This window comes from Streptomyces sp. NPDC002054 (assembly GCF_040296685.1).
Taxonomy (GTDB): domain Bacteria; phylum Actinomycetota; class Actinomycetes; order Streptomycetales; family Streptomycetaceae; genus Streptomyces.
Genome location: NZ_JBEOXT010000003.1, coordinates 152,626 through 171,390 on the forward strand (window position 1 = coordinate 152,626; position 18,765 = coordinate 171,390).

The 18,765-nt window shown below is 66.9% G+C and carries 13 protein-coding genes and 1 pseudogene; 9 read left to right on the plus strand and 5 right to left on the minus strand.

Features of this window, described 5'->3' with window-relative positions; genetic code table 11:
* Positions 1 to 4: 4 nt before the first annotated feature.
* A complete protein-coding gene (locus ABT123_RS03875; RefSeq protein ID WP_351309357.1) occupies positions 5 to 424 on the plus strand; it encodes an OB-fold nucleic acid binding domain-containing protein in 420 nt (139 codons plus the stop codon).
* Between the two features lie 3 nt (positions 425 to 427).
* Positions 428 to 1,216, plus strand: a complete 789-nt coding sequence (locus ABT123_RS03880) for a DUF3159 domain-containing protein (RefSeq protein ID WP_351309359.1) — start codon at positions 428 to 430, stop codon at positions 1,214 to 1,216.
* 581 nt (positions 1,217 to 1,797) lie between these two features.
* Here the strand turns inward: ABT123_RS03880 and ABT123_RS03885 are convergent.
* Positions 1,798 to 2,460 carry a potassium channel family protein gene (locus ABT123_RS03885; RefSeq protein WP_351309362.1) on the minus strand — a complete coding sequence of 221 codons (663 nt, stop codon included), beginning with the start codon at positions 2,458 to 2,460 and terminating at the stop codon, positions 1,798 to 1,800.
* Complete coding sequence (locus ABT123_RS03890; RefSeq protein ID WP_351309364.1) at positions 2,457 to 3,125, minus strand: potassium channel family protein; 669 nt, start codon at positions 3,123 to 3,125, stop codon at positions 2,457 to 2,459. The genes ABT123_RS03885 and ABT123_RS03890 overlap by 4 nt, the downstream gene beginning before the upstream one ends.
* Before the next feature lie 209 nt (positions 3,126 to 3,334).
* Here ABT123_RS03890 and ABT123_RS03895 point away from each other — a divergent pair, with 209 nt between their 5' ends.
* The 7 genes from ABT123_RS03895 (at position 3,335) to ABT123_RS03925 (ending at position 14,561) form a co-directional block, all read left to right on the plus strand.
* Positions 3,335 to 5,383, plus strand: a complete 2,049-nt coding sequence (locus tag ABT123_RS03895) for an APC family permease (RefSeq protein ID WP_351309367.1) — start codon at positions 3,335 to 3,337, stop codon at positions 5,381 to 5,383.
* 116 nt (positions 5,384 to 5,499) lie between these two features.
* The gene (locus ABT123_RS03900) at positions 5,500 to 6,831 is read left to right on the plus strand and encodes a class I SAM-dependent RNA methyltransferase (protein WP_351309370.1); all 1,332 of its coding nucleotides are present in this window, start codon (positions 5,500 to 5,502) and stop codon (positions 6,829 to 6,831) included.
* 907 nt (positions 6,832 to 7,738) lie between these two features.
* On the plus strand, positions 7,739 to 10,267 hold the full coding sequence (gene hsdR, locus ABT123_RS03905) for an EcoAI/FtnUII family type I restriction enzme subunit R (protein WP_351309373.1): 2,529 nt from the start codon (positions 7,739 to 7,741) through the stop codon (positions 10,265 to 10,267).
* A gap of 101 nt (positions 10,268 to 10,368) precedes the next feature.
* Complete coding sequence (locus ABT123_RS03910; protein ID WP_351309375.1) at positions 10,369 to 10,968, plus strand: type IV toxin-antitoxin system AbiEi family antitoxin domain-containing protein; 600 nt, start codon at positions 10,369 to 10,371, stop codon at positions 10,966 to 10,968.
* Positions 10,965 to 11,903: a nucleotidyl transferase AbiEii/AbiGii toxin family protein gene (locus ABT123_RS03915; protein WP_351309378.1), complete on the plus strand. Its 939-nt coding sequence runs from the start codon at positions 10,965 to 10,967 to the stop codon at positions 11,901 to 11,903. The genes ABT123_RS03910 and ABT123_RS03915 overlap by 4 nt, the downstream gene beginning before the upstream one ends.
* A gap of 1 nt (position 11,904) precedes the next feature.
* On the plus strand, positions 11,905 to 13,422 hold the full coding sequence (locus ABT123_RS03920) for a class I SAM-dependent DNA methyltransferase (RefSeq protein WP_351309381.1): 1,518 nt from the start codon (positions 11,905 to 11,907) through the stop codon (positions 13,420 to 13,422).
* Complete coding sequence (locus tag ABT123_RS03925) at positions 13,419 to 14,561, plus strand: restriction endonuclease subunit S (RefSeq protein ID WP_351309384.1); 1,143 nt, start codon at positions 13,419 to 13,421, stop codon at positions 14,559 to 14,561. The genes ABT123_RS03920 and ABT123_RS03925 overlap by 4 nt, the downstream gene beginning before the upstream one ends.
* 9 nt (positions 14,562 to 14,570) lie before the next feature.
* Here ABT123_RS03925 and ABT123_RS03930 read toward each other — a convergent pair whose 3' ends face one another.
* From ABT123_RS03930 to ABT123_RS03940, 3 genes and pseudogenes are all read right to left on the minus strand, one after another.
* The gene (locus tag ABT123_RS03930) at positions 14,571 to 15,239 is read right to left on the minus strand and encodes a JAB domain-containing protein (RefSeq protein WP_351309387.1); all 669 of its coding nucleotides are present in this window, start codon (positions 15,237 to 15,239) and stop codon (positions 14,571 to 14,573) included.
* Between the two features lie 15 nt (positions 15,240 to 15,254).
* On the minus strand, positions 15,255 to 16,937 hold the full coding sequence (locus ABT123_RS03935) for a DUF262 domain-containing protein (RefSeq protein WP_351309390.1): 1,683 nt from the start codon (positions 16,935 to 16,937) through the stop codon (positions 15,255 to 15,257).
* Positions 16,938 to 17,676: 739 nt separating this feature from the next.
* Positions 17,677 to 18,764: pseudogene (locus tag ABT123_RS03940) on the minus strand (DEAD/DEAH box helicase); the annotation flags it as partial.
* Between the last annotated feature and the right edge of the window lies 1 nt (position 18,765).

The window sequence follows — 18,765 nt, forward strand, 5'->3', positions numbered from 1 at the left end:
CTGTATGAGTGCTGAACCGCGTCCCGACAAGCCCGCGAAACCGGCCCGGCCGGCGGGCCGGTTCCGCCGGATGATCGAACGGCTGTCCTCCACCCAGGAGGAGCTGCATTCGGCGGAGCTGCAGGAGGACGCAGAAGCCGCGGGGTGCACGCGGATCTGCGACTGCCACGACCGCCAGATAGTGAAGGTGACCGGTACGCTGCGCACCGTCACCCTGCGGCCGAGGGCGGGCGTCCCCGCCCTGGAGGCGGAGCTGTTCGACGGCTCGGCCGCGCTGGACGTGGTGTGGCTCGGCCGTCGCTCGATCGTGGGAATCGAGCCCGGCCGGCGCATGATCGCCTCCGGGCGGATTGCGATGAGCCACGGCCGCCGGGTCCTCTTCAACCCGAAGTACGAACTCCGACCCCTCGGACAGGAGCACTAGCCGGTGACGTCATGGGACAAGCCGAGCCCCGCCGAGGCGGCGGCCTCGACTCCGACATCGACTCCAACCTCGGCGTCGACCTCGACCTCGACCCCGACGGAGGCTGAGCAGAAGGCCGTCACGCAGGCGGCGCTGTTCGACGCCTTCGGCGGGATCCGCGGCACCCTGGAGACGATGCTCCCCGGGCTGCTCTTCGTGATGATCTACACGGTCAACAAGGACGTGAAGATGTCGGCGATCGCGGCGGGCGCGGTCGCCGTGCTGCTGGTGATCGTGCGGCTGGTACGCAGGGACACCGTCAAGCACGCCTTCAGTGGTGTCTTCGGCGTCGGCGTCGGCATCGCCTTCGCCCTCTTCACGGGCAGCGCCAAGGGCTTCTACCTGCCGGGCATGATCTACGGCGCCTGCCTGGGCATCGCGTTCACCCTCTCCGCGCTGGTGGGCTACCCGCTGCTCGGGGTGGTGCTGGGGCCGGTGTTCAAGGAGAACCTGTCCTGGCGCACCCGGAACCCGGGCCGCAAGAAGGCGTACACCAAGGCGAGCCTGGCCTGGGGGCTGATCTTCCTCGCCAAGTACGCGATCCTCTTCCCGCTGTACTGGTGGGGCGACGCCACCCAGCTGGGCTGGCTGCTGATCGCGCTGAAGCTGCCGCCGATGGTGCTGGCCGTGTACTTCACCTGGGTCTTCCTGGCGAAGGCGCCGCCGCCGATCGACGTCTTCGCGGAGATGGAGGCGGAGGAGGAAGCGGAACGCCTCCGCAAGTCGGGCCAAACCCCCTCGCGGGAACCGTAGCCACCACATCCGAGGCCACGAGGGGGGGCAGGTCGACCAAGGTCGCCCTGCCCCCCTCGCCATGCACCCCGGCTGGCCGCTGCAACAGCTCCTCCGGGCGGGCCCCACAGCTGCCCGCCCGCAGACGGGACCCGCGCTGCACGGCCCCAGCGCCACCAGGCCGCGCCCACAGCCGACCGCTCCGCCCGGGCCGGGGCTGCGGGGTGGCCGCAGGCATGGCCGCGCCCGACCGCTGCCCTGGCGAGGCCGGGCCGCGGCGCAGACGCTGGGACCAGCCTGGGAGGCCGGGCCCGCACCGCGGGAAGCGTCACGGCCGGTACGCAGCCGGCCCGGAGCCGACTGCGCGTGCACCCCCTACGACCGCCCCGGCGGGGCGGGCCGGCACGGCTCCGCCCAACCCGGGACGGGCGGGTCACAGCCCCCGCTCAGTGGAGCTGCGGCCAGGGCCGCGGGGCCGGGCCGCGCACAGCCCGGCCGCGCCCTGGGCCGATGCCCGGCCCGCGGGCCCCGGCAGTCAGCCCGGAACGCGGAAGGGGCGGGCCGACCCGTAGGTCGCCCCGCCCCTTGCCGGCCGGCTAGCGCTAGCGCCTTGCCTGGAGGAGGTCCTCCAGTTGTTCCTCACGCGCCTGGGCCGCCACGAACAGCAGTTCGTCGCCCGCCTCCAACGTCTCCTCCGGGCTCGGCGTCAGCACCCGGTTGCCCCGGATGATCGTCACCAGCGAGGTGTCCTCCGGCCACTCGATCTCGCTGATCTGGGTGCCGGTCACCGAGGACTCCGGCGGCAGCGTCAGCTCGACCAGGTTGGCGTCGCCGTGGCTGAAGCGCAGCAGCCGGACCAGGTCGCCGACGCTCACCGCCTCCTCCACCAGCGCCGACATCAGGCGCGGCGTGGAGACGGCGACGTCGACGCCCCAGGACTCGTTGAAGAGCCACTCGTTCTTCGGGTTGTTGACCCGGGCGACCACGCGCGGAACGCCGTACTCGGTCTTCGCGAGCAGCGAGACGACAAGGTTCACCTTGTCGTCACCGGTCGCCGCGATGACCACGTTGCAGCGCTGCAACGCCGCCTCGTCCAGCGAAGTGATCTCGCACGCGTCGGCCAGCAGCCACTCCGCCTGCGGCACCCGCTCCACCGAGATGGCGGTCGGCGCCTTGTCGACCAGCAGCACCTCGTGGCCGTTCTCCAGCAGTTCGCCCGCGATGGAACGTCCCACCGCGCCCGCTCCGGCGATCGCGACCCTCATGCGTGTGCCTCCTCGGGACCTTCGGCGAAGGCTTCCTCGACCTTGGCGATCTCGTCCGTGCGCATCATCACGTGGACGAGGTCGCCCTCCTGCAGAACAGTCTGCGAGGTCGGCAGCATCGCCTCGCCCAGCCGGGTGAGGAACGCGACGCGGACGCCGGTCTCGTCCTGCAGCCGGCTCACCTTGTGTCCGATCCAGGCGGCCGAGGCGTGGACCTCGGCGAGCTGCACGCCGCCGCTCGGGTCGCGCCACAGCGGCTCCGAGCCCGCGGGCAGCAGCCGGCGCAGCATCTGGTCGGCGGTCCACCGTACGGTCGCCACGGTCGGGATGCCCAGCCGCTGGTAGACCTCGGCGCGCCGGGGGTCGTAAATGCGGGCGGCGACGTTCTCGACACCGAACATCTCGCGGGCCACCCGGGCGGCGATGATGTTGGAATTGTCACCACTGGAGACGGCGGCAAAAGCGCCCGCGTCCTCGATTCCGGCCTCGCGGAGGGTGTCCTGGTCGAAGCCGACTCCGGTGACCCGACGGCCGCCGAACCCCGCTCCCAGCCGACGGAACGCGGTGGGGTCCTGGTCGATCACCGCGACCGTATGCCCCTGCTGCTCCAAGGTCTGCGCGAGGGCGGAGCCCACCCTTCCGCAGCCCATAATGACGATGTGCACGGCCGTCCTTCCGGCTGTCAGCGGCTGCTGTTCTCACCAGCCTCATTCATGCTCAGGGTTCACAGGGTCTCAGACCACGGCCCAAGCTACACACGGGCGGTCGCCCGTGGGACCCGTATCGGACCCGTAACCGCACAGTCGCGCCGAATTGCCATACAGCAGGGGTGGTGGTTGGGCAACGGTCTTATCGAACGCTTAACATCCTCTGCGTGTCCAAACTGACCGACGTGCCCAAACGGATCCTGATCGGCCGGGCGCTGCGCAGCGACCGCCTCGGGGAAACGCTTCTTCCCAAGCGGATCGCCCTGCCCGTCTTCGCCTCCGACCCGCTCTCCTCCGTGGCATATGCCCCCGGCGAGGTCCTGCTGGTCCTGTCGATCGCGGGTGTGTCGGCGTACCACTTCAGCCCCTGGATCGCTGCCGCGGTCGTCGTCCTCATGTTCACCGTGGTCGCCTCCTACCGGCAGAACGTCCACGCGTACCCCAGCGGCGGCGGCGACTACGAGGTCGCCAACACCAACCTCGGCCCCAAGGCCGGCCTGACCGTCGCCAGCGCGCTGCTCGTGGACTACGTCCTGACCGTCGCCGTGTCGATCTCCTCTGGCGTCGAGAACCTCGGCTCCGCCGTGGACTTCGTCATCGAGCACAAGGTCCTCTCGGCGATCGTCATGATCCTTCTCCTCACGCTGATGAACCTGCGCGGAGTGAAGGAATCCGGGAAGCTCTTCGCGATCCCGACCTACGTGTTCGTCGCCGCCGTCTTCATCATGATCGCCTGGGGTGCCTGGCAGGGCATCGTCATGGACGAGACCATGTCGGCCCCCACCGCCGACCTGGAGATCAAGCCCGAACACGAGGGGCTGGCCGGTTTCGCGCTGGTCTTCCTGCTGCTCCGGGCCTTCTCCTCCGGCTGTGCGGCCCTCACCGGCGTCGAGGCGATCAGCAACGGCGTCCCCGCCTTCCGCAAGCCCAAGAGCAAGAACGCGGCCACCACCCTGCTGTTCATGGGCATCCTCGCCGTCACCATGTTCTGCGGCATCATCGGCCTGGCCATGGCCACCAATGTCCGGATGGCTGAGCAGCCGGCCACCGACCTCCTCAGGGACGGCGTCCCGGTCGGCGACAGCTACGTCCAGAACCCGGTCATCTCCCAGGTCGCCGAGGCCGTCTTCGGCAACGGCAGCTTCCTCTTCATCCTGCTGGCCACGGCCACCGCACTGGTCCTGTTCCTCGCCGCCAACACGGCGTACAACGGCTTCCCGCTGCTCGGCTCGATCCTCGCCCAGGACCGCTACCTGCCGCGCCAGCTGCACACCCGCGGCGACCGGCTGGCCTTCTCGAACGGCATCGTGCTGCTCTCCGGCGCCGCCATCCTGCTGGTCTGGCTGTACGACGCCGACTCCACCAAGCTGATCCAGCTCTACATCGTCGGCGTCTTCGTCTCCTTCACGCTGAGCCAGATCGGCATGGTCCGGCACTGGAACCGGCACCTGAAGACGGAGCGGGACAAGGCCGTCCGCCGCCGGATGATCCGCTCGCGGGCCATCAACACCTTCGGCGCGGTCTTCACCGGCCTGGTGCTGGTGGTCGTCCTGGCCACCAAGTTCACCCACGGCGCCTGGGTCGCCCTGCTCGGCATGGTGATCTTCTACGGCACCATGACCGCGATCCGGAAGCACTACGACCGGGTGGCCGCCGAGATCGCCGCGGCCGACGGGCCCTCGGACGACAGCGTCCGCCCCTCCCGCGTGCACTCGATCGTCCTGGTCTCGAAGGTCCACAAGCCCACCCTGCGGGCCCTCGCCTTCGCCAAGCTGACCCGCTCGGACACCCTGGAGGCGCTCAGCATCAGCGTGGACGCGGCCGAGACCAAGGCGCTGAAGGAGGAGTGGGAGCGGCGCGGGATCAACGTCCCGCTGAAGATCCTGGACTCGCCGTACCGCGAGATCACCCGGCCGGTCGTGGAGTACGTCAAGGGGCTGCGCAGCGAGAACCCGCGCGACGCCGTCAGCGTGTACATCCCCGAGTACGTGGTGGGCCGCTGGTACGAGCACGTACTCCACAACCAGAGCGCCCTGCGGCTCAAGGGCCGGCTGCTGTTCACCCCCGGTGTGATGGTCACATCGGTGCCCTACCAGCTGGAATCCTCGGAGATCGCCAAGAAGCGGGCGAAGAAGCGCCAGGAGTGGAACGCCCCGGGCGCGGTGCGCCGCGGCCCGGTGACCACCCCGCGCCAAAAGGAATCCAGCAAGCCGTAGCAAGCCGCAGCGAGTCGTTACGGGCCCAGAGGGACACGTAGACTGGTGGGTCGGTCGGTCTTCCGACCCACCAGTCCCTTTCTTCCCTTCCGCCCATCCTCTGGAGCCTCCCCACCATGACCACGCACATCGAGAAGCAGTCACTGGTCGGGGAGGAGTACGAGGTCGAGGTCGGCCCCGTCGCGCACGGCGGTCACTGCATCGCCCGCACCGCCGACGGCCGCGTCCTGTTCGTCCGCCACACCCTCCCCGGCGAGAAGGTGATCGCGAAGATCACGGAGGGCGAGGCGGACTCCCGCTTCCTGCGCGCCGACGCCATCACCGTCCTGGAGGCCTCCAAGGACCGGGTCGAGGCCCCCTGCCCGTACGCCGGCCCCGGCAAGTGCGGCGGCTGCGACTGGCAGCACGCCAAGCCCGGCGCCCAGCGCCGGCTCAAGGGCGAGGTGGTCGCCGAGCAGCTGAAGCGGCTGGCCGGACTCACCCCGGAGGAAGCCGGCTGGGACGGCACGGTCATGCCCGCCGAGGGCGACAAACTGCCCGCCGGACAGGTGCCGCAGTGGCGCACCCGGGTTCAGTACGCGATCGACGACGACGGCCGCGCGGGCCTGCGCAAGCACCGTTCACACGATATCGAGCCGGTCGACCACTGCATGATCGCCGCCCCGGGCGTCTCCGAACTCGGCATCGAGAAGCAGGACTGGCCCCAGATGGCCACCGTCGAGGCCATCGCCGCCTCCGGCTCGGGCGACCGCCAGGTCGTCCTCACCCCCCGCCCCGGCGGCCGGCTCCCCCTGGTCGAACTCGACAAGCCGGTCTCCGTCCTCCGCGTGGAGGAGAAGGACGGCGGCGTCCACCGCGTCCACGGCCGCCCCTTCGTCCGCGAGCGCGCGGACGGCCGCACCTACCGGGTCGGCATGGGCGGCTTCTGGCAGGTCCACCCCCAGGCCGCCGACACCCTGATCAAGGCCGTCATGCAGGGCCTGATGCCGCGCAAGGGCGAGATGGCCCTCGACCTCTACTGCGGCGTCGGCATCTTCGCCGGCGCCCTGGCCGAGCGCCTGGGCGAGAGCGGCGCAGTCCTGGGCATCGAGTCGACGAAGCGCGCGGTGGAGGACGCCCGGCACAACCTGGCGGACTTCCCTCGGGTCCGCATCGAGCAGGGCAAGGTCGAGACGGTCCTCCCGAAGACCGGCATCACGGAGTGCGACCTGGTCGTCCTGGACCCGCCCCGCGCGGGCGCGGGCAAGCAGACGGTCCGCCACATCGCCGGCCTCTCGGCGCGCCGCATCGCGTACGTGGCCTGCGACCCGGCAGCCCTGGCCCGCGACCTGGCGTACTTCCGCGACAACGGCTACAAGCCCCGCACCCTCCGCGTCTTCGACCTCTTCCCGATGACCCACCACGTGGAGTGCGTGGCAATCCTGGAGCCGATCCGCGAGGACGCCTGACCTGTGCTTTCTCGGAAATCGTCAGCTGTTTGACCTGTTTCCGTTCACGCAACGCGTGAAGGCGTGTCGGAGCTGGCGAAAGCTGTCTGACCTGCAGTTTCAGTACGGAATGCGGAGGTCGTCGGTAGCGGTAGCTTGAGACTCCTGAAGCTAGTGACGCTCAAATGACGCACGTTCTGAAAGTCCATCACATGGCCCGGCCGCATCTGTGGATGCGGCCGGGCCGATTGCTTGGGGGTGCTGACTGGTAAGCGGGTAGGTCCTTGCTGTTCCGAACGTGGCAGCAGTTGCCGCTCCGCCTGTTCGTTGGACACTCCCTGCGGCAGGGCGTCCTCGCGGAGGGTGGAGCAGAGGTCAGCCCAAGCCTCGCCCGCCTGTGAAGGGTCCAATCCCCATCGCCCGGGTCGTCGTCCTTATGTGGACGGACGAGGTGAGCGAGGGGTTCGGCCATGCGTCAGGATCTACTGGCGGCTGCGGGCCTGACAGGCGTCGTTCTGGTATGTACGCCGCTCCGAGAGTCTCTGTACCGAGCTAGGGAACTACTCGCCGGCGGCCCGTCCATTGGCAACGGGGCGCCGGAGGCGGTGGACGTAACACCAAGCGCGCCATCCTCTCTACCCCCTTCCCGCCCGCAGGGCGCCGACAGGTCAGCCGTCACCGCAGGACCTGAACCGATCCGGTAGGAGACGCCAGGGCCGATAGCAGTCGGTGTGTGTTCCTTGTAGATCCATCGTCGGTGACCGGCCGTCGGTCTCTGACTGTCGGGATGCCCAACGGTCTCTGGGAGGTGGGTAAGCCTGGTTCGGGGAGTGCCTGGGAGCTACGGGGCCGGTGGCAACACCGGAGCCGCGCTTCAGATCGACTCAACCCGTCACCGCAGTCAGTGCCATCAGGTACACCTGTAGGCATGAGACTTGACGCGTACAAGTTGACCGAGGACGAGACCTGCAAGCAGTTCGTTCGTCCTTCGCTGGCCGCTTCCGGGTGGAAGGACCACCAGATCCGAGGGCAGTACCGGATCAATGACGGCCAGCTTGTGCCGACCAAGAAGCGGCACAGAAGAGGGCAGCCATTGATCGCTGACTATGTCTTGGAGTACATCCCGGACGTTCCCATCGCGGTCGTCGAGGCCAAGCGGTACCGGTTGAGTGCGGACAACGGAGTGGAGCAGGTCAGACGGTACGCCCGGAAGTTGGGGCTGCGGTTCGCGTACGCCACGAACGGCCGTCGGATCGTCGAGATCGACTTCGGTGCCGGCTTCGGTAACGCGAAGAAGCCGGAGATCAAGGACATTGAGCGGTTCCCCACGCCGGAGGAGTTGTGGGGCAGGTTCCTTCAGGAGCAAGGAGTGCAGGGCACCGCTGATGGTGAGGCGTTGCTCTCGGCTCCGTACGACTACACCTTGCGGAACTCCGACAACACCTCCAAGCGCCCCCGTTATTACCAGCGGCTTGCCATCACCCGAGCTCTCGCCGCCTTGGCCCGTGACGAGCTACGCATCCTGCTCGTCCTGGCCACCGGCACGGGTAAGACCATGCTGGCTCTCCAACTGGTGGCCCGGCTCATGAGTGCTCCGGGAAGGTTCGGAGGGCGCAAGCCACGGGTGCTGTATCTCGCGGACCGCAACATGCTGATCGACGACCCGAAGGACCGTTATTTTCTTCCGGTGTTCGGAGAGGACGACGTCCACAAGATTGGCGGGGGCGAGGCCAAGCGCGGCCGGAAGGTTTACTTCGCGCTCTACCAGTCCCTGGAACAGGGCGAGGTGGATTCGGAGCTGTACCGCGAATATCCCGAGAACTACTTCGACGTGGTGATCGTGGACGAATGTCACCGGGGGAGCGCTGCCAGCGACGGTCGCTGGCGCAAGGTGCTTGAGCACTTCGCGCCCGCCATCCAGATCGGGCTGACAGCCACCCCGGTCCGGGAGTCGAAGAAGAAGACCGACACCTATGAGTATTTCGGCGACCCAGTCTATACGTATTCGCTCAAGGACGGCATCGAGGACGGGTTCCTTTCGCCGTACCGGGTGCGCAGGGTCCGGCTGAACGTGGACGTGGAGGGATACCGCCCGCAGCCTGGGGAGAAGGACATCTATGGGCGTGTGATCCCCGACGACGTGTACGGCCCGAAGGACTACGAGCGGGTCATGGTGATCCTGGACCGTACCGACGTGGCGGCGCAGTACGTCCTCGATCATCTGAGGAAGACCGCAGATGACGGCCGGCTCGGCAAGACCCTGGTTTTTTGCGAGAACAACGACCATGCGGCCCGGATGATGAACGCGCTGTACAACGCTGCCTCCGCGGAGGTATCGCGGCTTCCAGACTTCGTCAAACGCATCGTCGCGGCGGACGGTCCGCATGGCAGCGAGGCTTTGGAGGAGTTCCGTAAGGCGGATTCCAGTGAGCCGGTGATCGCTGTGACGTCGAAGCTGCTGTCCACGGGGGTGGACATGCCGCCGGTACGGAACGTGGTGCTGTTCCGGCGGATGGCTTCCATGCCGGAGTTCAAGCAGGTCATCGGGCGTGGCACGAGGCTGTGCCCGGAGATCAGCAAGGAGTCCTTCGACATCATCGACTTTGTGGAGGCGACCCGGCTCTTCGATGATCCGGCCTTCGACGGGCCGCCGCTCAGGGTCGTGCGGGACCTGATGGACAGGCAGGGCGAGGTCACGGACTCCGAAGACGTGACGCCGCTCGCGGAGCCTGGGATAGAGGCGGACGGGCAGACGGTGGCTGAGCCGGAGACGGAGTACGAGCAGCAGGAGGGCGGCCCGTTCGGTGCGGACGGAACGCCAGACGGGGGCGGTGCTGGTGACATCACGGGCGAAGACGAGATCGACAAGGCCCTCTCGAGGGCCCGGCGTTACACGGTGAAGGACGTCGATGTCTTCAAGGTCGGCGAGTTGCGGTACGTACTCGCCGACGACGGGCAGCGCCTTCAGCTGGTGACGATCCAGCAGTGGGTGCACGATCGAGTACTCGAACTCGACCTGGATCCAGCCCAACTGCGTACTCAGTGGGCGCATGCGAAGAGTCGGTCCCTGCTGATGAACGCACTGCGCGAGGCAGACATCGACGTGGAGAAGCTGCCGGAGGAACTGGGCATGCGCGACGTAGACCCGGTGGACCTGCTGGTGAGCACGGCCTGGGAAGGACTGGCTGTGGTGAGCCGGGACGAGCGGCTGACGTGGTTCCGCAGGGAGCACTCGGGTTTCCTGGACTCCTTCGGGGCGCAGGCGAGGGAAGTTCTCGAGGCCATGCTCCTCAAGTTCGAGGAGTCGGGATCGCCGCAGCTGAAGGTGGAGACGCTGAAGGTTCCGCCGTTCAACGAGATGGGCCGGGTGGTGGATCTGACCCGACGGTTCGGAGAGCCAGGGAGGGCGCAGGAAGCGATTGATGGCCTGGCGGCCCGACTGTTGACCGTCGTATAGCGGAAGAGGCGTAAAAGGATAAGATAACTTTAGTTCTGCGTAAGGTGAATCCGTAAAACTAAAGCGTTCTATGCCTTTCATGTCAGTGATAGGGTGTGGGGGTGCTCAGAGACCGTACGGACACTCGCGCCATGCTCTGGCGGGTGGCGGCCGGGCAGCGAGGCTATTTCACGGCCGCCCAGGCCCTGGAGGTCGGGTACTCCTACCAGGCCCAGCGCTATCACGCCCAGCGTGGCAACTGGCTGCTCGTCGACCGGGGGATCTACCGCTTCCGTGAGTTCGCCGATCTGCCGGGCGAAGGTGACGAGCAGTTCGTGCGCTGGTCGCTGTGGAGCAAGGGGCGCGCGGTGATCTCGCACGCCACCGCGTTGGCCGCCCATGACCTGGGCACCGCCAACCCTTCCCGTATCCACCTCACTGTCCCCCGCGGTTTCCGGCAGAAGTCGGACGCAGTGATCCTGCACCGCGCCGACCTCAAGGAGGGCGACACGGAGGCCCGCGCCGGGTACCGGGTGACGACGCCGCTGCGCGCGCTGGCGGAGAGCGCGGCGGCGGACGAGGACCAAGACGTGCTGGAGTCGGCGGTGGCCGAGGCGCTGGAGCGGGGTGTGGTGACCAGGCGCAGACTTCTGCATGCAGCTCAACTCCTCGGTCCGCTCGCAGAGCTCGGCATTGAGCGAGCCCTTGGAGCACTCTCATGACCGGGCGCTATCGCGATGCTGCAGACTTGAGGCGCGCATTGGAGGCGCGCCTTAAGCAGGAGGCCGCCGAGACAGGTACTGACCTGGCGCGCCGTCGTCGGCTCGTCGTCTTCGACCGCATGGCGGCCCGACTGGCTGAGGACCCCGTAGGCGACTGGGTCCTCAAGGGCGGTGCGGTGATGGAGTTCCGGCTCACTGGACGTGCCCGCACCACCAAGGACCTGGACCTGGCGGTGCGGCCGGATGGGGGCGGCGGCCTGGAGGGTGGACCGGTGCGGGAGCTACTCATCGAGGCTCTGGAGGGCGACCTCGATGGGTACGGCTTCCGTTTCCGTGTCGCAGCGCCAGTGGCGTTGAAGGCAGATGTCGCGGGCCGGGGCGGATGGCGGTTCTCCGTCGAGGCCCATCTTGCCGGCAAGCTTTTCGCGGGTGTGCGGGTGGACGTGGTCGACCGGGGAGAGGAGATCTCCCTGACCGAGCGTCTGCCACTTCCTAACACCCTTGATTTCGCCGGCACTCCACCACGCGTGATCGAGGCTGTCGACCGGCGCCAGCACTTCGCCGAGAAGCTGCACGCCCTCACCCGTGACTACGGCGACAGGCCCAATACCCGGGTCAAGGATTTGGTGGACCTGGTGCTGTTGGCGGAGACCGGACTGCTGGGGGACGCAGATCTAGCGAAGGCGGTACGGCATGTCTTCGTCGTGCGCGCCACGCATTCCGTTCCGGACGTCCTTCCGGACCCGCCGCCCAAGTGGCGCGACAGCTACCCCGAGCTGGCCGAGGAACTGGCTACCGACATCCTGCCGACACTCGACGCCGCGATGGCGTTGGTACGGGGATTGTGGGCGCAGGCTTTGGCGAACGACGACAACGAACTCTCCGAACGACACGTACTCCCCGAGCAGGACGAGCAGAAGGACCAGCTGAACTGACATGGCACCGACCAGGAAGAAGGCGGCGGTGAGGGCCCCCGCAACGACACAGGCGCGCCTCGCGTCCCTGATCAAGTCCGCGCGCGACACTATGCGCAAGGACGCCGGAATGAACGGCGACCTGGACCGGCTGCCCCAGCTGTCCTGGCTGCTGTTCCTCAAGGCCTTCGAGGAGCGGGTTGAGGAGGAGGGCGAGGCCCTGAACCCGGAGGGTTATCGGCGGGCCATCGAGAAGCCGTACCGGTGGACGGACTGGGCGACGGACCCGGATCTCAGTGGCGACGAGCTGAAGACGTTCGTCAATGTCCAGCTCATCCCGTACCTGGCCGGTCTCGACAAGAACGCCGACAGAGGCGCGGAGGACCCGCGTAACGTCATTTCGCTCATCTTCAAGGACGTCGTCAACCGTATGCAGTCCGGGACGCTTCTGCGCGACCTGGTCGACATCGTCAACAAGATTCACTTCGTCTCGCACGACGACATCCATACCATGGCCTTCGTCTACGAGTCGATCCTGCGGGAGATGCGCGACGCGGCTGGCGACTCGGGCGAGTTCTACACGCCGAGGCCTGTCAACCGGTTCATGGTCCAGCAGTCCTTCCTCAAGTTGGGTGAGTCGGTGCTCGACCCGGCGTGCGGGACGGGCGGGTTCCTGGTCCAGGCGTACGAGGAACTGAAGGGACAGGTGAAGACGGAGACGCAGCAGCGGCAGCTGCACGCGGGCCTGCGAGGCATCGAGAAGAAGCCCCTGCCTTATCTCCTCGCTTCGATGAACCTGCTGCTGCATGGTGTGGACGCGCCCCGTCTGCGCCGGGAGAACGCGCTGCTCGCGATGAGAAATGCGCAGGCGGCGGAGAAGGTGGACGTGGTCCTCACCAACCCGCCCTTCGGTGGGGAGGAGGAGTCGACGGTCGTCCAGGCGTTCCCAGACGCGTTCCAGACGCAGGAGACGGCGTGGCTGTTCCTGTACTCCATCCTCGATCAGCTGAAGCTGGGGGGACGGTGCGCGATCGTCTTGCCCAACGGCAGCCTGTCTGCCGATGGCGAGAACTCCATCGGCGTGAAGATCAAGAAGAAGCTGATGAAGGACTGCAATCTCCATACGGTGGTGCGTCTCCCGCAGGGTGTGTTCGCGCCGTACACCGCAATCCCGTCCAACATCCTCTTCTTCGAGAAGACTGGCCCGACGCAGGACGTCTGGTTCTACGAGGTTCCATTGCCGGAGGGGCGACGCGGCTACACCAAGACGAAGCCCCAGCGCTTTGAGGAGTACGGCGACTGCGTTGCTTGGTGGGGCGGCGAGAAGCGCGAAGGACGTGAAGTGGGTGAGCGGGCGTGGATGGTTCCGGCGGCGAGGATCATTGGTCAGAGCTTCGACCTGGACATCGCCAACCCGCACGTAGGCGACCAGCTAGCACACCGGACTCCGGAGGAACTGGTGGATGAGCTGGTGAAGACGGAGACGGAAATCCTGGGGCTGCTGGAAGAACTGCGTGTGGGCCTGGAGGAGAGGAAGTGACCAGCTATTCTCAGTATCCACTTTCGTACGTGCTCGTGCCTGTTAGTGATCCAGTGAAGGTTATGGAGGGGGACGAGTATGAGACCGCAGGCATTTATAGTTATGCGCGAGGTCTATTCAAGCGCCCTGTGATCAGCGGATCGGAGACTAAATACCGGCAGTATAACCGCCTGCGGAGTGGTCAGGTTGTGTACAGTAAACTGTTCGGCTGGGAGGGGGCTATTGCGTATGTGACCGAAGAATTCGACGGGGTCCATGTCTCGCACGAGTTCCCGGCATTTTCAATCGATGAAAGTCGCGCAGAGCCACGTTACCTTCGCCACCTCCTTGCCTGGCCCACGTTGCACGCAGCTTTGAGTAAGGAAGCTTCAGGGATGGGCTCCAGGCGGCAGCGGGTGAACCCTGAACGGTTTCTCGGTGCGCACGTGCCACTTCCCGACCTGGTCGAACAGCGCCGCGTAGCCGACAAGCTCGACGCCGCGATGAATCGAATCAACCAAGTCTCCGTGCTGAAGAAGATGGCGGCCGAGCTGGTTCGGCAGCATGCTGACATCATGTTCCGGGCCGTTGAGTCCCAGGCGCCTCTGGCGCAGGTTCTTCGGGAGAGCAGTGACTTCGTTGCAGTAGACCCAGATGCGAGTTACCGAACAGCTGGAATCCTAAATAGGGGCAGGGGCCTCTTCCTGCGGCCGGTAATCATGGGCAGTGAGACGAAGTATCCGCGCTACAACCGTCTCCGGGCAGAGCGGTTTGTGTACAGCAAGCTTTTTGGTTGGGAGGGCTCTCTTGCCGTGGTGCCGGACGATTTCGACGGTATCCATGTGTCCCACGAGTTCCCTACATTCGACATCGACAGGGAAAATGCGGACGTCTCATACATGACGCACATTGCGCGCTGGCGGGGTCTTCACGACAGTCTCAAAGATCAGGGGACTGGTATGGGTTCACGTCGGCAACGCGTCAACGTGAACCGGCTACTGGCCACGAAAATCCCGCTTCCGGCCCTAGCTGAACAGCGCCGCATCGCGGCCGAGCTCACTCTTGCTCGCGAGGTCGCGGAGGCGGGTGCCCAGCAGGTCGCGGACCTGGCCTCGCTGCGGCGAGGGTTGCTCGACGCCGCCTTCGCTGGCCGGTTGTAGGTGGTGGTGTCACTCCGGTGGCACCCGCTGCCACCCTCCATCCGTCACGACCACGTGGTCCAGAAAACGCAGGCCGACCGCCTCTGCCCCCGTCGCCAGGCGGAGCGTCGAGAGGCGGTCGGCCTCGCTCGGGGTCAGGCTGCCGGTCGGGTGGTTGTGGGCGACGCCGAAGGCGGTGCCGCCTGCGGCGAGAGCCAGGGCGAGTACGTCGCGGACGGGGAGGAGGGCGCGATCCGAGGCGCCGTCCGTGAGGATGGCTGTACGGAGGACTGTGCCCGCTCTGTCGCAGACGACCACGACTACGCGTTCGTGGCGCAAGCCGTGAAGGAGTGGGGCGGCCAAAGCCGCCAAGTCGGCTGAGCCAGCGACTCGTTGGCGGTCTTGTGCCGGCGGGGCAGCGACTCGACGCCCTAGTTGGAACGCCGCTGCCACCCGCGCCGCCTTCGCCGGGCCAATTCCCGCCAGACCGGTCGCCATCTCGTGGGCGGGAACCCGGGCCAGCGCATGCAGGCATCCGTGCCGGGCGATCAGACGCCCGGCGAGTTCTACCGCGTCCTGGCCCGCCAGCCCCGACACTAGGAGCAGCGCGAGCAGCTCGCGGTCAGACAGCGCTTCTGCGCCCCGCTCAAGGAGTCGTTCGCGGGGTCTGTCCCGTACCGGGACGTCGTGGATTCGCATTGGCGGCGGGCCTCCTCAGCTGGGTTGCCGGTCCGGTGCACCGGACCTGGCCGCGGGGACCGTCACCGTCATCTGGCCGCCGACCTGTGCCGCAGAGCTGATCAGTTCCATCAGGAGCCGGTGCAGCGTCTCAGACCGCGCCCGCAGGAACTCGTCGTAGTCGTCGCGCAGGGCTGCCTGATATGCGTCTTCCTCGATCAGGTTCGTGCGCAGGCGTGCACGTACCTTCTCCTCGCCGTGCCAGTCGATGTGATCCCGTAGATACACGGACGGCGGGTAGTCGGAGATGTTGTTGTTGGTGATCGCGCTGAGCATCACCAGGTTTCCGCAGGCGTTGGCACGCTGGGCGCTGACGCCGTTGCGGCGGAGGAACGCCTTGGGGAAGAAGTGGTGGAACTGCTTGTCGTTCTGCCCGGCCAGCGCCTTGTCGGTGTCGATGCGGAGCCCGGTGTTCAGGTCCACCGGCTCCTTGTGCGACATCAGGAGAATGAGTAGCTTCGTTGGGGAGTTGCTCCGGGAGAACGGTGTCCGCTGCCACATCACACTGCGCGGCAGCGCCGCGCCGGTCTCGATCTCCGTCGAGCGCCCTGCGGCGAATTCGGAGAGGGCCGTCAGATCAGGGGTCATCTGTGAATCCCGCCAGCCCTTGAAGTACTCACTGCTCGCAGTCAGCCAGAACCACCGGCCGATCGCCGCGTACTGCGCGGCGTTCGGCTTCGGCAACTGCCGGAACAACTCCACCAGGACCGCGAACTGGTTGAAGTACGGCAGCGACTCGGCCCGTGGCGTACGAATCTGGGTGGAGAGGAAATCCACGGCTCGGGCCGCGGCGATGCCGGCCTGCTCGACCGCGATGTGCAACTGCTCGCGGTCCACCCTGCGCAACTCCTGGACGGCCTTGGTGGAGAAGCCGAGCCCTGCTGCTGCCGAGATCGTCCGCAGCATCGTTCTTGCGTCGACCCGGCCGTACTGCTTCCGGTCCAGGATCTGGAGCAGTTGCTCGATCTCCTCCTTGATGTCGAAATCCTTCGACCAAGTGCCGGCGCGCACCAGGTCGACGATGTCCATCTGGGTACCGGTGCTGTTGATCCGCTCGAAGATGCGGGCGGAATCCTCTTCGGTGACGTCGAGTAGAGTCACCACTGGCACTTGGTAGTCGCGGAACTGGTCGCTCAATGCCTCAGCGCGCAGCATGTGCTGCTCGGACGGTCCGTCTTCTCTGACCCAGGCCATCATCGAGCTCGTGGAGTTGAGATTCTGCACCGGAATGACGTGTGGCCCGGTCGGGATGTCCTCGGCGAAGTGCAGGAACTCCTCGCGCTCCAGGTCGTATCCGATCTCCCACAGGTCGCCCCTGCCGTGCAGCGCGCCGACCAGACTGGCGAGGCGCTGTTGGCCGTCGAGCACGTAGTGGACTGGGGCCCCTTCGAGCTGGGGGACTGTTGCGAGGCCCGCGACCTCGTGGCCACTGGCCAGGCGCCGGTCCGGGGTGCGCCACAGGAGCAGGCTGCCGATAGGGTAGTTGCGGCGCACCGAGTCGAGCAGATGGAGCACCTGCTCCGGTCCCCACACAAACGCCCGCTGGTACTTGGGTAAAACGATGTCCCCGGACAACACGCGCTGAGCGAGCGCAGTGATCGGTGCGATCGTCGGTTCAGGCGCCTTGACCCGTCCCGAACTTGCCGGTGGTGACCCCATCTTGACCCCCTGCACTTCAGTGCTCGAACCGTCAGAAGCAGCTATGGGGACGATCGTAAAGGTCGCCACTGACAACGGGCACCGAGCGTCCACTGCACGCGAGGCACTTGTTGGAGTGACGCACCACTCTGGCTGGCGTCGCGGAGAGGGCCATTCAGCGAAGCGGTACTGGCCGAGCAGGGGTCCGTTGCTGGTGCTCGTCCGGACGCCTCAGCAGGAAGCTGCGGCCCGCTCGAGCCACTCCGCCCCATCCGCTGGGACTGGTGTGCAGTCAGCTAGGGCGCGGGCGGGATCACCGGGCGCCGCGACCGAGGTGCGTTCGGCCTTCGTGCGACTGTCAAAGGCTGGTCTTGCCCACGGCCAGCGGTGGCCGGTGTGCTTCCTTGCTCGGGCCCGCAGCGCGCGCCACTCTGTTCTCCGCCGTGACGCTCATTTGGCGCTCTGTGCGCCTGATGACCCCCAGATGGGATGGGAAACCGCTTCTGACCTGTGGTTTTCCTCAGCTGCGACATGGGTGACATGCTTCCGATGACGCACCACGTGGAACGCGTGACAATCCTTGAACCGAACACGAAGGGCGCCTGACCTGCGGATTCAGGCGCGTACGAGCTGGCGGCAAAGCGTGTCCGCTCACGTCTCGGGTTGCTGCCGCGCGTTCTGAAGGCCCGTCACGCAGCCGGATTGCGGTCGGCAGGCAGCGCGAGAGGGGCACATCGCGGGTGTCGACCACCAGCCGTAATCACCGGTGGTCTGATACGAACCGCACGGACTCGGCCAGGGTTCGGCGCGCGCCGTCGAAGTCGGCGAGCCTGGCGGCCAGTGTGGCCGTAGCCAGCCGGGTGGGCAACGCCGTGGAAAACTCGAGACCCTGTACGGCTCGTCGGTCGACATCCGGCAGGACCGGGGCGGAGGCACAGAGCACGCTATCCCTGGCTGCTCGCCAAGCGTGCGGCGTCAGGTCCTCCCGCAGGCGCACGTAGCAGTCGGTCGGTTGCTGGACCGGGTCGGGTGCGATTGATGGCGGCGAGGGTCGCGTTGGTCAGGTAGCCGGCCCAGGTCCACCAGCGGACGTCCCCTTTGTGCCGGTTGATGAGAGTTCCGCCGGGGTGGACCGTCTGGGGCGCTTCCTCGTCATGCGAGTTCCGCAGGGTCACGGCGGCCGCGGGTCAGGGAGACGGGTGGGTCGGCGCCGAGCAGCACGTCCCGCATGGCACGGGCGGGCGCGTACGAGAGGCCGGTGGGCGTGCCGGTCGACCACTTGGCTATGCCTCCGCCCTCCAGGGGTTCGACGAACACACGCTTGCGTCCCCAGTCGGTGAACGTCACCTGCCAGCTGCGCCCCGCCAGGAGCAGTCGGCGAGGCCCCGGCCGTTCCTCGGTGAGGACGGCCGGATCCGCCTGGCCGATCTCAGTGCGCCCGGAAAGCACGGTGAACAGCGGGGGCGCCGTGAGCGAGGCGGTCAGCTCGATGAAATGGCGTCGTTCCGAAGCAGTGTTCCGCTTCCGGGCCGATGAACAGCAGGCACCCGTCGGAGTCGAGGAGCCCCTTGCCCACCAGATGGCGCAGGGTCGGAGCCGTGGAACCGTCGAAGGGCGCCAGTCCGTTCCACTCGTCCGCCCATAGCCCGTCCCCAACTTGTGCTTCTGGAGAGTGACGGCAAGCAGCTGCTGGGCGACCAGGTGCCTAGGCTCAGGCGGTGGGACCACCGGTTCCACCCAGCCCTGGTTCTACAGCAACAGCAGGCCGGCGGCCTGCAGCAGGGAGATCACGCAGTCACGGGCCCCGGTGAGCGGCTGTTCCGACCGGGCCCGTTCTTCGGCGGAGAGA